Origin of the sequence: Pseudomonas sp. K2I15 (genome assembly GCF_002204795.1) — a bacterium.
GTDB lineage: Bacteria > Pseudomonadota > Gammaproteobacteria > Pseudomonadales > Pseudomonadaceae > Aquipseudomonas.
Genome location: NZ_NIXO01000028.1, coordinates 51,599 through 65,638 on the forward strand (window position 1 = coordinate 51,599; position 14,040 = coordinate 65,638).

The 14,040-nt window shown below is 60.8% G+C and carries 15 protein-coding genes; 5 read left to right on the forward strand and 10 right to left on the reverse strand.

The features are described from left to right. The first annotated feature begins 107 nt into the window (after nucleotides 1–107). From CEC48_RS17805 to CEC48_RS17825, 5 genes are all read left to right on the forward strand, one after another. Nucleotides 108–1,691 (forward strand): flagellar hook-length control protein FliK, encoded by a 1,584-nt coding sequence (locus CEC48_RS17805; RefSeq protein ID WP_088424926.1) that lies wholly within the window; start codon nucleotides 108–110, stop codon nucleotides 1,689–1,691. Next, complete coding sequence (locus tag CEC48_RS17810; protein ID WP_088424927.1) at nucleotides 1,688–2,017, forward strand: EscU/YscU/HrcU family type III secretion system export apparatus switch protein; 330 nt, start codon at nucleotides 1,688–1,690, stop codon at nucleotides 2,015–2,017. The genes CEC48_RS17805 and CEC48_RS17810 overlap by 4 nt, the downstream gene beginning before the upstream one ends. Nucleotides 2,018–2,120: 103 nt before the next feature. Next, a complete protein-coding gene (locus CEC48_RS17815; protein ID WP_088424928.1) occupies nucleotides 2,121–2,990 on the forward strand; it encodes a triacylglycerol lipase in 870 nt (289 codons plus the stop codon). Nucleotides 2,991–3,069: 79 nt separating this feature from the next. Continuing rightward, nucleotides 3,070–3,453 carry a Rap1a/Tai family immunity protein gene (locus CEC48_RS17820; RefSeq protein WP_088424929.1) on the forward strand — a complete coding sequence of 128 codons (384 nt, stop codon included), beginning with the start codon at nucleotides 3,070–3,072 and terminating at the stop codon, nucleotides 3,451–3,453. 84 nt (nucleotides 3,454–3,537) lie between these two features. Beyond that, on the forward strand, nucleotides 3,538–4,701 hold the full coding sequence (locus CEC48_RS17825; RefSeq protein ID WP_088424930.1) for a hypothetical protein: 1,164 nt from the start codon (nucleotides 3,538–3,540) through the stop codon (nucleotides 4,699–4,701). Nucleotides 4,702–4,734: 33 nt separating this feature from the next. Here CEC48_RS17825 and CEC48_RS17830 read toward each other — a convergent pair whose 3' ends face one another. The 10 genes from CEC48_RS17830 to CEC48_RS17880 all read right to left on the reverse strand — a co-directional run bounded on the left by CEC48_RS17830 (nucleotide 4,735) and on the right by CEC48_RS17880 (nucleotide 13,885). Then, nucleotides 4,735–5,130, reverse strand: coding sequence for a DUF2802 domain-containing protein (locus CEC48_RS17830; protein ID WP_088424931.1), 396 nt, complete (start codon nucleotides 5,128–5,130; stop codon nucleotides 4,735–4,737). Beyond that, nucleotides 5,131–5,616 (reverse strand): chemotaxis protein CheW, encoded by a 486-nt coding sequence (locus CEC48_RS17835; RefSeq protein WP_003210641.1) that lies wholly within the window; start codon nucleotides 5,614–5,616, stop codon nucleotides 5,131–5,133. A gap of 72 nt (nucleotides 5,617–5,688) precedes the next feature. Continuing rightward, nucleotides 5,689–6,477, reverse strand: a complete 789-nt coding sequence (locus CEC48_RS17840; RefSeq protein ID WP_088424932.1) for a CheW domain-containing protein — start codon at nucleotides 6,475–6,477, stop codon at nucleotides 5,689–5,691. Nucleotides 6,478–6,619: 142 nt separating this feature from the next. Further along, a complete protein-coding gene (locus CEC48_RS17845) occupies nucleotides 6,620–7,408 on the reverse strand; it encodes a ParA family protein (protein WP_003210643.1) in 789 nt (262 codons plus the stop codon). Between the two features lie 51 nt (nucleotides 7,409–7,459). Further along, a complete protein-coding gene (motD, locus tag CEC48_RS17850; protein WP_088424933.1) occupies nucleotides 7,460–8,347 on the reverse strand; it encodes a flagellar motor protein MotD in 888 nt (295 codons plus the stop codon). A gap of 208 nt (nucleotides 8,348–8,555) precedes the next feature. Next, the gene (locus CEC48_RS17860; protein ID WP_088424935.1) at nucleotides 8,556–9,296 is read right to left on the reverse strand and encodes a flagellar motor protein; all 741 of its coding nucleotides are present in this window, start codon (nucleotides 9,294–9,296) and stop codon (nucleotides 8,556–8,558) included. Next, nucleotides 9,296–10,417, reverse strand: coding sequence for a chemotaxis response regulator protein-glutamate methylesterase (locus CEC48_RS17865; protein WP_088424936.1), 1,122 nt, complete (start codon nucleotides 10,415–10,417; stop codon nucleotides 9,296–9,298). Before CEC48_RS17865 ends, CEC48_RS17860 begins: the two co-directional genes overlap by 1 nt. A gap of 49 nt (nucleotides 10,418–10,466) precedes the next feature. Further along, nucleotides 10,467–12,692: a chemotaxis protein CheA gene (locus tag CEC48_RS17870; RefSeq protein ID WP_088424937.1), complete on the reverse strand. Its 2,226-nt coding sequence runs from the start codon at nucleotides 12,690–12,692 to the stop codon at nucleotides 10,467–10,469. A gap of 11 nt (nucleotides 12,693–12,703) precedes the next feature. Continuing rightward, nucleotides 12,704–13,492 carry a protein phosphatase CheZ gene (locus tag CEC48_RS17875; RefSeq protein WP_063028114.1) on the reverse strand — a complete coding sequence of 263 codons (789 nt, stop codon included), beginning with the start codon at nucleotides 13,490–13,492 and terminating at the stop codon, nucleotides 12,704–12,706. 18 nt (nucleotides 13,493–13,510) lie between these two features. Then, entirely contained in the window at nucleotides 13,511–13,885 is a 375-nt protein-coding gene (locus tag CEC48_RS17880; protein ID WP_005790040.1) for a chemotaxis response regulator CheY, read from the reverse strand. Nucleotides 13,886–14,040 lie beyond the last annotated feature (155 nt).

Below are 14,040 nucleotides of genomic sequence, written 5' to 3' on the forward strand. Positions count from 1 at the left end.
GGATCAATCAGTTGTGTTGTTTTTAACGCTCTCTTTGAAGACGGGCGGCATTATACATGTGATGCCCTACTCTAAAGAGGGCAATTTCCCTTGAGACGGCGCGCACGATGACCGGTGAGATCAATCTACCTACGCTTCCTCCGACGCTGCCAGCCGGGCCTGCGCCCGCGCCTGCGACGGGTGAGCTGCTGAAACTGCTGGAGCCGCAGACGGGCCTGATTGACCCCGGAAAAACCGTGAACGCCGAGGTGCTGGCCCTTAAACAAGGCGGTGACGCGTTTCAGTTGCTGCTCAAGCTGACCCTGGAAGGCGGTCGGCAAACCCTGGTGCAGGCCACCAGCAGCCAGCCGCTGCCGTTGGGCACTAATGTGGAGGTCAGCCAGACGCCGTCGGGCAATTTGTCCATCAGCTTGCAGCAGGCGCTGAGCTCCAGCGTCGCCGCGCTGACGCGCATCGACACCACCCAATTACCGGTGGGCACGTTGCTGCAAGGCAAGGTGCTGACCACCCAGGCGCTGCCACAGGGCGCCAACCAGCCGGTGGTGTATCGCTCGCTGGTGTCGGTGCTCAATAACGCCCTCAGCGGCGCGACCCTGACCGTCGAAAGCCCGCAGCCATTGCGCATCGCCAGCTTGCTCAGCGCTGTGGTGCAAAGTGCGCAGACCTTGAGCTTTGTGCCGCTGAGCGGGCGCCAGGATCAACTGGCCGTGGCCCAACAACTCTCCACCCAGCAAAGCCGCCAAGGTTCGCTGGACGTGGTGTTCGCCGCGCTGCAAGGCCTGCCTGCGACCAGCAGCGACAGCACCTCGGTCGACCTGCGCGCTGCCGCCGCGCGCTTGCTGGCGAGCCTCCCCGACCTGGCCCAAGCCAGCAATCCGAAGGTGCTGGCGCAACTGATCCAAAACAGCGGGACGTTCCTGGAAGCCAAGCTGCTCGCCGGGCAAAACCCGCAGATACCGCCACTGGACATGAAAGGCGCCCTGCTGCGCTTCGTCGCCGACCTGCTGCCTGCCCTGCCCGCCAACACCAACCTCAATGCGATCCTGGCCGCCAACACCCTGGCGCAACTGCTGCCCAGCTTCGTGCGCAGCCCGTTGGGCACCCTCGGCCAGGTCGGCGCCCGCCAAACGCCCGCAGGCTTTCCGCTGCCCGATCGGCTGATGCAACGCCTGGAAGGTGAAAGCGACCTGGAAAACCTGCTGCGCTTGGCCGCCGGCGCCATTTCCCGCCTGCAAAGCCATCAACTGTCGAGCCTGGAACAAACCGGCACCACCGCCGACGGCAAGCTCTTGACCACCTGGCAGCTGGAAATCCCCATGCGCACCTTGCAAGACATCGTGCCGTTGCAGGTCAAGTTCCAGCGTGAAGAACCGGCCCCCGACAAGGAGCAGCCCGAACGCAAAGACAGCAAGGACCCCAAGCAAATGCTCTGGCGCGTGGAAATGGCCCTCGACATGGAGCCGCTGGGTCCGTTGCAGGTCCAGGCCCAATTGAGCCAGGGCAAACTGTCCAGCCAGTTGTGGGCGACCCGTCCGTTCACTGCCAGCCTGATCGAAAGCCACCTGGGCAGCCTGCGCGAACGCCTGGTGTCGTCGGGGCTCAACGTCGGCGACCTCGACTGCCACCTCGGCACCCCGCCGCGCGGCCCTAAAACCGGCCTTGAACAACGCTGGGTGGATGAAACCGCATGAAAAACCCCAACCCGCCCCGCCAGGCCATTGCCCTCAAATACGACGGGCAACAAGCGCCCACCCTCACCGCCAAGGGCGACGATGCCCTGGCCGAAGCCATCCTCAAGCTGGCCCGGGAAAACGAAGTCCCGATCTACGAAAATGCCGAGCTGGTCAAATTACTGGCGCGCATGGAATTGGGCGACAGCATCCCGGAAGAGCTGTATCGCACCGTCGCCGAGATCATCGCGTTTGCGTGGACGTTGAAGGGCAAGTTCCCGGTGGGCTATGACCCGGATGCGGGGCCGGTGGAGCGGGATGTGACGCAAAGAGGCGACGATTACTAATCGTCGCCGACGCTTCACCCATTTGTAGGCTACGGTTAACGCTGACAGATCGTGCAGTCAATAGCATCTGTTCCACTTGAACTCGCTATCGACAGGTACCCCTATGAGCAAGGAAGCATCTACCCAATATCCGATGGTTTTGGTTCATGGCCTTTTCGGATTCGATTCAATCGCCGGTTATCCCTACTTTTTCAATATCCAGCCAGCCCTGGAGCGAGCCGGCGCCAAGGTATTTACCGTGAATATTCCAGCCGTCAACGGCAACGAAGAACGCGGTGAGAAGCTGCTGGAGCAGGTCAATCTCATCCTGCAGCAAACCGGCGCCGCTAAGGTCAACCTGATTGGCCATAGCCAGGGCCCGCTGGCCGCACGCTACGTCGCAGCCATTCACCCGGAAAAGGTCGCGTCGGTGACATCCGTGAGTTGCCCCAACTTTGGTTCCGAAATTGCCGACCAGCTACGCAAGGCCCTGATCCCCGGCACCCTTCCCACCGCCGTGGCGGAGGCCATCCTGAATGCCGTCGGCATCTTCATTTCGCTGATCAGCGGCCACCCGACAAACCCTCAGGACGCCGCGGCGGCTTTCGAGTCCTTGACCACTGAAGGGTTGGCAGCCTTCAACCTCAAGTACCCGCAAGGGGTGCCTGCCGTGTGGGGCGGTGAAGGCAACGAAGTGGAAAACGGCGTGTATTACTATTCCTGGAGCGGGATCGTGCAAGGCTCCAAGCCACAACTGCTCGACCTGAGCCATTTGAACTGTATCGCGTTGTCGTTGTTGTTCTATAACGAGAAAAACGCCAACGACGGGCTGGTTGGCCAGAACAGCTCGCACCTGGGCAAAGTGATCAAATCAGACTATCCCATGGACCACTTCGATGCGGTCAACCAGTTGGCAGGCATCACCGGTTGGAACGTGAACCCGGTCCAGCTCTATCTTGACCACGCGGTGCTGCTGAAAAGCAAAGGGCTCTAGGCTCGCAGTCCCAGCGATGACCAAGCCGTAACAACTGCGGATTAACCTGTCGCCGACCCTTGACCCCGGAGAGCGGCAGTTGAAACCGACTTCAATCCTGGTAGCCCTGAACCTTTGTTTGTTTTCCCTGATGGCAACGGCCAACGATGAGGCGCGTGACTACCTCGCAGCCTGTCGCGAGGCCAGGAAGATGTCATCGGATGCGCCACCGTCCTACCAGGCCGCCTATTGCCTTGGCACGACCGGAGGCGTGCTGGACACACTGCAATACATGGACGAACTCGTGCCCAGAAGCAGGCGCCTTTGCCTGCCGGAGGCCCTGGAACCAGGGCGTCTGGTGGATATCGTTCTGGACTACCGTGAGAAACACCCTGCGTCAGCACGATTCGGCACGGCGCGTCTGGTGAGAAGTGCAATTGCCGAACGCTATCCCTGCGCGAAGAAAGCCAACAACACGCTCTAGTGAGTAGCTGCAGCCGCTCGATGTATAGCAATTATATCTACCAAGGTATAGATTATCCCAAACTAGATAGTTCAGGATAAACCCATGAGCCCTACCCGCCCGATCCTTAATCGAAAGCCACTGGCGGATGCGCTCGCACGTGATTTGGCAGGCGAGTCATTTGCCGATTACAGCTCCGGCATGTTCCTCGCGGCGCCTCGCCGTACGGGCAAAAGTACTTTCCTGCGCAATGACCTTATCCCCGAATGCACGGCTCGGGGCTGGCTACCCGTTTATGTAGACCTGTGGACGAACCGCGAAATCGACCCCGCCGAGCTGATTTCCGGCGCCATCGGCAAAGCCTTGGGCGAATTCGAAAGCGCAGTGAGCAAAGCGGCCAAGAAAGCCGGCATCGAAAAGATCAGCTTGCTGCGCACCCTGAGTTGGGATTTCACCAAACCTCAACTGCCAGCCGGCACGACGCTCACCCACGCACTGGACGTGCTGCACCAAGTCTCGGGCCAAATGATAGTGCTGATCGTGGACGAGGCCCAGCACGCCCTCAACAGCGAAGGTGGCGTGAATGCAATGTTCGCCCTCAAGGCTGCACGGGATCATCTCAACGGTGGCAGCACGGCAGATGGCCTGCGCCTGGTGTTCACAGGTTCCAGCCGGGACAAACTGGCCAACCTGGTGCTTAAGAGCAAACAACCCTTCTTTGGCGCCCACATCACGCCGTTCCCGTTGCTGGGCAGGGATTATGTCGAGTTCGTGACTGGCCTGTGGAACCAGCGACTGGCCGCGACCAACCAGTTCAACCTTGAGGACATGGACTATGCGTTCCAGCTCGTCGGCCGACGCCCGGAAATGCTCAACAAACTATTGACTGAAGTGAGCGTGGGCCTGGGGGAGGCCAGTAACCTTGGCGAGTTGCTGAGGACAGGGGCGCTCAATCACCAGGCCGGGATCTGGAGCGACTACGAGAGCGCCTACAACGACCTCTCTCCCCTGCAACAAGCAGTGCTCGAAGTGATGGGCGAAAGAACCCTGGGCAAGCAGCCGTTCTCCCCTTTTGCGGAAAAAACCTTCTTGGACGTAAACAGCAAATTGGAGTTGGCCCAGGCTGAGCCGAACGCCAGCACGCCAAACGTTCAGAAAGCACTGGAAGTGTTGCGGGAGAAGGAATTGGTCTGGAAAGCCAACCGTGGCGAATACGCCCTGGAGGACTCGACAATGGCCGAATGGCTGAGCAACCGGCATCAGCTATAAGCTGCAAGCAACCCCGCTTGCAGCTCGTAACCTTCAGCCGTCCTTGTGCAACCGGCTCATCAACTGCGCCTCAGCCTGGGTCAACCCGCAGGACTGAGTCAGCTCATCCACCGTCGCGCCCATGCCCACCAGCTTCGCCGCCTGGGCAAACGACAGGCTCGACGGGTCACGCTGCTCCAGCGCCGACAACTTGTCCGGCAACGGCGCAAGTACCGCACGCAGCTCGTGCACTTCATCGCCCACACGCACAGTGCTCTGCTGGAAGTGGTCGACCCGCTTGGCCAGCTCCAGGATGCGCCGGTCGCGTACGGCATCGCGCTCGGCCTGTTTAGTGGCCAATTCCCGTTGCTGGCGCACATAGCGCAGCAGGAAGCCCAAGGTCCCGGCCCATAGGATGGCCAGGACGATCACCGCTACCTCAAGGATCAATCAGATATTCTCCAGATCCTGCCATTCTTCTTCGCTCATCATCTTGTCCAGCTCAACCAGAATCAGCAGTTCGCCGTTCTTGTTGCAGACACCCTGGATGAACTTGGCCGACTCTTCGTTGCCGACGTTCGGCGCGGTCTCAACTTCAGATTGGCGCAGGTAAACCACTTCCGCCACGCTGTCGACCATGATCCCGACCACTTGCTTGTCGGCCTCGATGATCACGATGCGGGTGTTGTCGTTGACTTCGGTCGGCACCAGGCCAAAACGCTGGCGGGTGTCGATCACGGTCACCACGTTACCGCGCAGGTTGATGATGCCCAGCACGTAGCTTGGGGCACCCGGAACCGGAGCGATTTCGGTGTAGCGCAGCACTTCCTGCACACGCATCACGTTGATGCCGTAGGACTCGTTGTCGAGTTTGAAGGTGACCCATTGCAGGATTGGATCATCCACCAGACCTTGTGCGGACACTGACTTGTTCATACTCCAGACCCCTTCAAATACCGTTGGTTACGGTGTGTGTTCTTGGGCAGCGCTACAGCGCTGCGCTTGTTATCAAGTGCGTTTGTTAAGCGGCATATCTTTTACTGCGCCGCTGGCAATCAACTCCGCCAGTTCGGCGACATCCAGCAACGCGCACATGTGTTCGATCACGGTGCCCGCCAGCCATGGCCGCTGGCCGCGGTGGCTGCGCCATTTGATTTCGTTGGGGTCCAGGCGCAGCGAGCGGCTGACTTGATGCACCGCCAGCCCCCACTCGTAGCCCTGGACCGAAATAACGTATTGCAGGCCCTGGCGGAAATCATCGCGGTAGCGGTCGGGCATCACCCAACGCGCCGTGTCCAGAACCTTCAAGTTGCCCTGCTGGCTCGGCAATATCCCGAGGAACCATTCCGGCTGGCCGAACAACGGCGTCAACTCCTGGCCTTCCAGGGAGTAGATCGAGCCCAGGCACACCAGCGGCACCGCCAGGGTCAGCCCGGCAACGTCGAACAGCAAACATTCAAACGGCTCGGCGGCCCACGCCGGGCGACCATCGCCCTGCACCGGTGGCGGGGTGATGCTCGGCGGGAGGTGAACCTCAACCACCGGCTCGACCACCACGGGCGCGACGGGCACTGGCACTGCAACCGGTACCGCTACGGGAACCACCAACGCATCACGGGCCTGTTCTTCCAGGACCGCCAGTTGAAACTCGTCCAGCGCCGCAGGCTCAGGCTCGATGACCTCATCGAGGATCAGAATCGGTTCCGGCATTTCCTCGGTCGCGTCTTGCAGCAAGGCGTCCAGGTAGGACTCCAGCGCCAGTTGCGGCCGGGTCTTGAAATCAACGGGACGGTTCATGTGTATGCCCACGCGCAAGCCCCATCAACCCTGTATTCAAAGGTTATCGGCCTGTGGGCGTCCAGACTTGAATCGAAAGCCGGTTGAGTCAGTAAAACTGCGGCGTCTGCATCGCTGGCAAGCCAGGCTCCTACAATGATCATCACGCCACCTGCGCCACAAGTTGCTGGGACAACAGGTGCTTGAGTAACGCCCGATACGCCAGCACACCACGGCTTTTACCGTCGAATTGCGAAGGCGTCAGCCCGGCGCGGCTCGCATCACGCAGGCGCGTGTCCACCGGGATGTAGCCCTGCCAGATGGTGTCCGGATACGCATCGCGCAACACGCGCAAGGTGCCGAGGGACGCCTGGGTACGGCGGTCAAACAGGGTCGGCACGATGCTGAACGGCAACGCCTGTTTGCGCGAGCGGTTGATCATCGCCAGGGTGCTGACCATGCGTTCCAGGCCTTTGACGGCCAGATGCTCGGTCTGCACCGGGATCACCAGCTGTTGGCTGGCAGCCAGGGCGTTGACCATCAGCACACCCAGCAACGGCGGGCTGTCGATGATCGCGTAGTCGAAGTCCTGCCACAGCTGCGCCAGGGTCTTGGCGATCACCAGGCCCAGCCCGCTCTGCCCCGGCGACTGGCGCTCAAGGGTGGCCAGGGCGGTGCTGGATGGCAACAGCGAGATTTTTTCATTGCTGGTGGGCAGCAGCAGTTGGCCCGGCAAGTCGGCCGGCACGCTGCCCTTGTGCAGGAACAGGTCGTAGCAACTGTGTTCCAGGGCGTCCGGATCATAGCCAAAATAGCTGGTCATGGAGCCGTGGGGGTCCAGGTCGACCACGACCACACGCTTACCGGCCTCGGCCAGCAAGCCGGCCAAGGCGATGGAAGTGGTGGTTTTACCGACACCACCCTTTTGATTGGCAACTGCCCAGACTCTCATTCGGATTGTTCCTCCCGGCAGGCACAGGCTCGACCGAGAAATTGCATGGGGTTATAGAGCCGGTGACGGAGAATTGACGGCACTCCCGCGAACCGGCGCCTTTACGGGCGCTGGTGCAGTTTGTGTGCCAGCCCGCTTCAAGGCGGCATCCGGTGTTGCATTGGCAGTGCCGGTACCGGTCAGGCTGCGGCGCACATCCAGGTTGCGCGACACCACCAGCACCACCCGGCGGTTGCGCGCGCGGCCTTCTGCCGTGGCGTTATTGGCCACCGGCTGGAACTCGCCATACCCCACTGACGCCAGGCGCCCGGGGTTCACGCCCTGCATTGCGAGCATCCGCACAATGCTCGCCGCACGGGCCGAAGACAGCTCCCAGTTGGTCGGGTACTGCGCCGTATTGATCGGCAGGTTATCGGTAAAACCTTCAACGTGGACCGGGTTTTCAAACGGCTTCAGGATCGCCGCCACCTTGTCGATGATAGTGAACGCCTGGTCGCTGGGCATCGCATCGGCACTGGCAAACAGCAGGCTGGAATTAAGCTCGATTTCCACCCACAACTCATTGCCGCGCACGGTCATCTGGTTGGAGCTGATCAGGTCGCCAAAAGCCGCGCTGATATCATCGGCGATACTTTTCAGCGGGTCTCTGGTGCCACCGATGCCGGCGGCGGTTTCGTCGCTGTCATTGACCAGCGGCTTGGCCGGGGTCACGGTCTTGGGGCGTTCTTCGCCAATCGGTATCGGCTTGAGTGCGCGATCGGCGTCGTTGAACACGCCGATCAGCGCCTGGGAAATGACTTTGTACTTGCCTTCATTGATCGAGGAAATGGAGTACATCACCACAAAAAACGCGAACAGCAGCGTAATGAAGTCGGCGTAGGACACCAGCCAGCGTTCATGGTTGACGTGCTCTTCAGGTTCGCGACGGCGACGGCTCATAGAACCTCCCCGAGTTTTTGGGTATAGGGCTCACCGTGGCGAGCGAGCTTGCTCGCGCTGGGGCGCGAAGCGGCCCCAACAAGCTCACCGCTGCTCTCCTGCCGAAACCGAGTAGCCCGTGTTGGGGCTGCTGCGCAACCCGACGCGAGCAAGCTCGCTCGCCACAAAAAGCCCGTTCGCCAGCGCGAAGCCGTATCGATATCCATCATCAATCCATGAAGCCCTGGAGCTTCAATTCGATGGAGCGCGGGTTTTCACCCTCGGCAATCGAGAGGATGCCTTCGAGCAACATCTCGCGATAACGCGACTGGCGCATGGCGATCGACTTGAGCTTGCTGGCCACCGGCAACAGCACCAGGTTGGCACTGGCCACGCCGTAAATGGTGGCGACGAACGCCACCGCAATCCCGCTGCCCAGCTGCGACGGATCGGCCAGGTTGCCCATCACGTGGATCAAGCCCATCACCGCACCAATGATGCCGATGGTCGGCGCATAACCACCCATGCTTTCAAAGACTTTGGCGGCGTTGATGTCGCGGCTTTCCTGGGTGTAGAAATCCACTTCCAGGATGCTGCGAATCGCCTCCGGCTCGGCGCCATCCACCAGCAATTGCAGGCCTTTGCGCGAATAACTGTCGGGCTCGGCATCGGCCACGCCTTCAAGGCCCAGCAGGCCTTCCTTGCGCGCCGTGAGGCTCCAGTTGACCACGCGGTCGATGCCACCCGGCAAGTCGACGCGTGGCGGAAAAATGATCCAGATCAGGATCTGCATCGCGCGCTTGAACGAGCTCATGGGCGACTGCAACAACGCCGCGCCCACCGTGCCGCCGATCACAATCAACGCCGCCGGGCCGTTGGCCAGGGCACCCAGGTGGCCACCTTCGAGGTAGTTGCCGCCAATAATCGCGACAAACGCCATGATGATGCCAATCAGGCTCAATACATCCATTAGAGGCAGGCCTCCACCAGGTGCTTGCCGATGTCGTCCAGGCTGTACACGGCGTCGGCCAGGTCAGCTTTGACGATAGCCATGGGCATGCCATAGATCACGCAGCTGGCTTCATCCTGGGCCCAGATCGCGCTGCCGCCCTGCTTGAGCAGGCGTGCGCCTTCACGGCCGTCGGCGCCCATGCCGGTCAACACCACCGCCAGAACTTTGTCACCATAGGACTTGGCCGCAGAACCGAAGGTGATATCCACACACGGCTTGTAGTTCAAGCGTTCGTCACCCGGCAGGATTTTGATCGCGCCACGGCCATCGATCATCATCTGCTTGCCGCCAGGGGCCAGCAGTGCCAGGCCCGGGCGCAGAATGTCGCCATCCTCGGCTTCCTTGACGCTGATGCGGCACAGCTTGTCCAGGCGCTCGGCAAACGCCTTGGTGAACGCGGCAGGCATGTGCTGGATCAACACGATCGGGGCCGGGAAGTTGGCCGGCAACTGGGTCAACACCCGCTGCAAGGCAACCGGGCCACCCGTGGACGTACCGATGGCAACCAGCTTGTAGGCTTTGCGCTTGGGTGCAGGCGAATGCGTGGTGGGCGCAGCCGCACGCACAGGGGCAACTGCCGGACGCGCAACCGGTGCAGGCGCCGGGCGACCAAAGGTGCTCGGGGCTGCCGGTGGCGGCGTAACAGGTGCCGGCGCCGGCGCACTGAACAAGCTGCGACGGTTACTGCGGGAGATGCTGTGCACCTTCTCGCAGAGCATCTGCTTGACCTTCTCGGGGTTGCGCGAGATGTCTTCGAAATTCTTCGGCAGGAAGTCCACCGCGCCAGCGTCCAGCGCATCCAGGGTTACCCGGGCGCCTTCGTGGGTCAGCGAAGAGAACATCAACACCGGAGTCGGGCAGCGCTGCATGATGTGCCGCACCGCCGTGATGCCGTCCATCATCGGCATCTCGTAGTCCATGGTGATCACGTCTGGCTTGAGGGCCAGGGCCTGATCGATCGCCTCTTTGCCGTTGGTGGCCGTGCCGACCACCTGGATATTGGAATCCGATGAAAGAATTTCCGAGACGCGGCGGCGGAAGAAACCCGAATCGTCCACCACCAGGACCTTGACTACCATAAACACTCCGTTAGGCCGGGCGAGGGACAACCGCCCTGCCCGGACCGAATCAAATACGCCGTGCGGCGTAACGCTTGAGCATGCTCGGAACATCGAGAATCAGCGCGATCCGACCGTCACCGGTAATGGTCGCACCCGACATGCCCGGGGTTCCCTGCAGCATTTTGCCCAAAGGCTTGATGACCACTTCTTCCTGGCCCACCAGTTGATCGACGACAAAGCCGATACGCTGGGTGCCCACGGAGAGAATCACCACATGGCCTTCGCGCTGCTCTTCATGGGCAGCCGATGCCACCAGCCAGCGCTTGAGGTAGAACAGTGGCAACGCCTTGTCGCGCACGATCACCACTTCCTGGCCGTCCACCACGTTGGTGCGCGACAGGTCGAGGTGGAAAATTTCGTTGACGTTGACCAGCGGGAAGGCGAATGCCTGGTTGCCCAGCATCACCATCAGGGTCGGCATGATCGCCAGGGTCAACGGCACCTTGATGACGATCTTCGAACCCTGGCCCTTGGTCGAGTAGATGTTGATCGAGCCGTTGAGCTGGCTGATCTTGGTCTTCACCACGTCCATGCCCACGCCACGGCCCGACACGTCGGAAATCTCGGTCTTGGTCGAGAAGCCCGGCGCAAAAATCAGGTTGTAGCACTCGGTATCGGTCAGGCGGTCGGCAGCGTCCTTGTCCATCACGCCACGCTTGACCGCAATGTTGCGCAGTACGGTCGGGTCCATGCCTTTGCCGTCATCGGTGATCGACAGCAGGATATGGTCGCCTTCCTGTTCGGCCGCCAGAATCACTTTGCCCAGACGAGTCTTGCCCGAGGCTTCGCGTTCTTCCGGTGACTCGATGCCGTGGTCGACAGCGTTGCGCACCAAGTGGACCAGCGGGTCGGCCAGGGCCTCGACAAGGTTTTTGTCGAGGTCGGTTTCTTCACCCACCAGTTCCAGGTTGATCTCTTTCTTGAGCTGGCGTGCCAGGTCGCGAACCAGACGCGGGAAGCGGCCGAAGACTTTCTTGATCGGCTGCATCCGGGTCTTCATGACGGCGGTTTGCAGGTCTGCGGTGACCACGTCGAGGTTCGACACAGCCTTTTGCATGGCCTCATCGCCGCTGTTCAGGCCCAGGCGCACCAGACGGTTACGCACCAGTACCAGTTCGCCGACCATGTTCATGATGTCGTCCAGGCGCGCGGTATCAACCCGCACGGTGGTTTCGGCTTCACTGGCCGGTGGCTTGTCCGGGGCTGGGGCAGCAGCGGCACGTGCTGGTGCAGGCGCCGGTGCAGGCGCCGGTTTGGCAGCCACTGGCGCAGCGGCCTTGGCGGCCACCGGAGCCGGCGTTGCAACCGCAGTATCGGACGTAGCAGCCGGTGCAGCAGCGCCAGCCACTTCGGTGAACTTGCCTTTGCCGTGCAGCTCATCCAGCAGGGATTCGAATTCGTGATCGGAGATCAGGCCATCAGCGGCCGGTGCAGCAGCAGCGGGTGCCGCCGGTGCAGCGGCTGTTGCGGCGACTTCCGGCAGTGCGTCGGCGGCAAACGAGCCTTTGCCGTGCAACTGGTCCAGCAGCGCTTCGAATTCGTCGTCGGTGATTTCATTGCTGGCAGGCGCCGCGGCTTGCGTTGGCGCTGGCGCTGGCGCTGCGGCCACCGCGTCCGGGGCAAACTGGCCCTTGCCGTGCAACTGGTCGAGCAACGACTCAAACTCGGCGTCGGTAATGTCTTCGGTGGTCGGAACCATGGCCGGCGCACTGGCCGCTGGAGCCTCGGCTTGGGCCTTGACGGCGTTCAGCGAGTCCAGCAGTTGTTCGAATTCGCTGTCGGTCACGTCGCCCGCAGGCTCGGCAACAGGCTCAGCCACCGCTTCAACCGCCGGCGCATTGGCCGCAGGTTCTGCCAGGCGCGCCAGGGCGGCCAGCAGTTCCGGCGTGGCCGCAGTGATCGGCGCACGTTCGCGCACTTCACTGAACATGCCATTGACCGCGTCCAGCGCTTCCAGGATCACGTCCATCAGTTCCGAGTCGACGTGCCGTTCGCCCTTGCGCAGGATGTCGAACACGTTCTCGGCGATGTGACAGCACTCCACCAGCTCATGGAGCTGGAGGAAGCCGGCGCCCCCTTTTACAGTGTGAAAACCGCGAAAAATTGCATTGAGCAGGTTCGCATCATCCGGTCGGCTTTCCAGCTCGACCAGTTGTTCGGACAGTTGCTCTAAAATTTCGCCGGCCTCTACAAGGAAATCCTGAAGGATTTCTTCATCGGCGCCGAAGCTCATGGGTGTGCTCCTTAGAAGCCTAAACTGGACAGCAAATCGTCTACGTCGTCTTGCCCGGATACAACGTCTTCACGTTTATCGGCATGAATCTGCGGACCTTCACCCTTGGCGAGGTGTTTTTGTGGATCTTTTTCAGAAAGGATCGCTTCGCGGTCATGTTCGATGCCGGCAAACCGGTCAACTTGACCCGCCATCAACACCAGTTTGAGCAGGTTGCTTTCCACTTCGGTGACCAGTTGGGTCACGCGCTTGATCACCTGGCCGGTAAGGTCCTGGTAGTCCTGGGCCAGCAGAATGTCATTGAGGTTGCTGGAAACCGTGCGGTTTTCCTGCTCGCTGCGCGACAAAAAGCCTTCGACCCGACGCGCCAGTTCACGAAACTCTTCAGCGCCCACTTCCCGACGCATGAACCGGCCCCAGTCAGTACTCAGGGCCTTGGCTTCACTGGCCATACCGTTGACCAGAGGCGTGGCGTTTTCCACCAGGTCCATGGTGCGGTTGGCCGCCGCCTCAGTCAGCCTGACCACATAGGACAGGCGTTCGGTGGCATCAGTGATCTGCGAGATTTCTTCGGCCTGGGGCATGTGCGGGTCAATCTGAAAATTGACAATCGCACTGTGCAACTCACGCGTGAGCTTGCCCACTTCCTGGTACAGGCCGCGATCACGGGTCTGGTTGAGCTCATGGATTAACTGCACCGCGTCACCGAACTGGCCTTTTTCAAGGCTTTCGACGAGTTGGTGAGCATGTTTTTTCAGGGTCGACTCAAAGTCGGCCTGCGATGATTCTTTATGCTCCATAGCTCCCCCGTGGCAGCATCAATGACCGATGCGTTCGAAGATTTTTTCGATCTTCTCTTTCAAGGCCAGTGCAGTGAATGGCTTGACCACGTAGCCGTTAACCCCGGCTTGGGCGGCTTCGATGATCTGTTCACGCTTGGCTTCAGCGGTCACCATCAGCACAGGCAGGCTGCGCAGTTTTTCATCAGCGCGAACATGGCGCAGCAGATCGATACCGGTCATGCCCGGCATGTTCCAGTCTGTTACCAGAAAGTCGATGCTCCCGCTGTTGAGGATCGGAATCGCCGTAATGCCGTCATCCGCCTCGACCGTGTTAGTGAACCCAAGGTCACGCAACAGGTTTTTTATGATCCGCCGCATCGTTGAGAAGTCATCAACGATGAGGATTTTCATGTTCTTGTCCAATTCGACCTCCAAGCAGTCTTAAACGCGCCCAGCACCTGGGCGCGCCATATCAATCAACAGGCGTTACACAAAAAGGACTACCGGGGGCGCACCACGGGCCAAGCCCGTCCGGGCGCAGAGCCTGGACGGTATCGTTCGCAGTG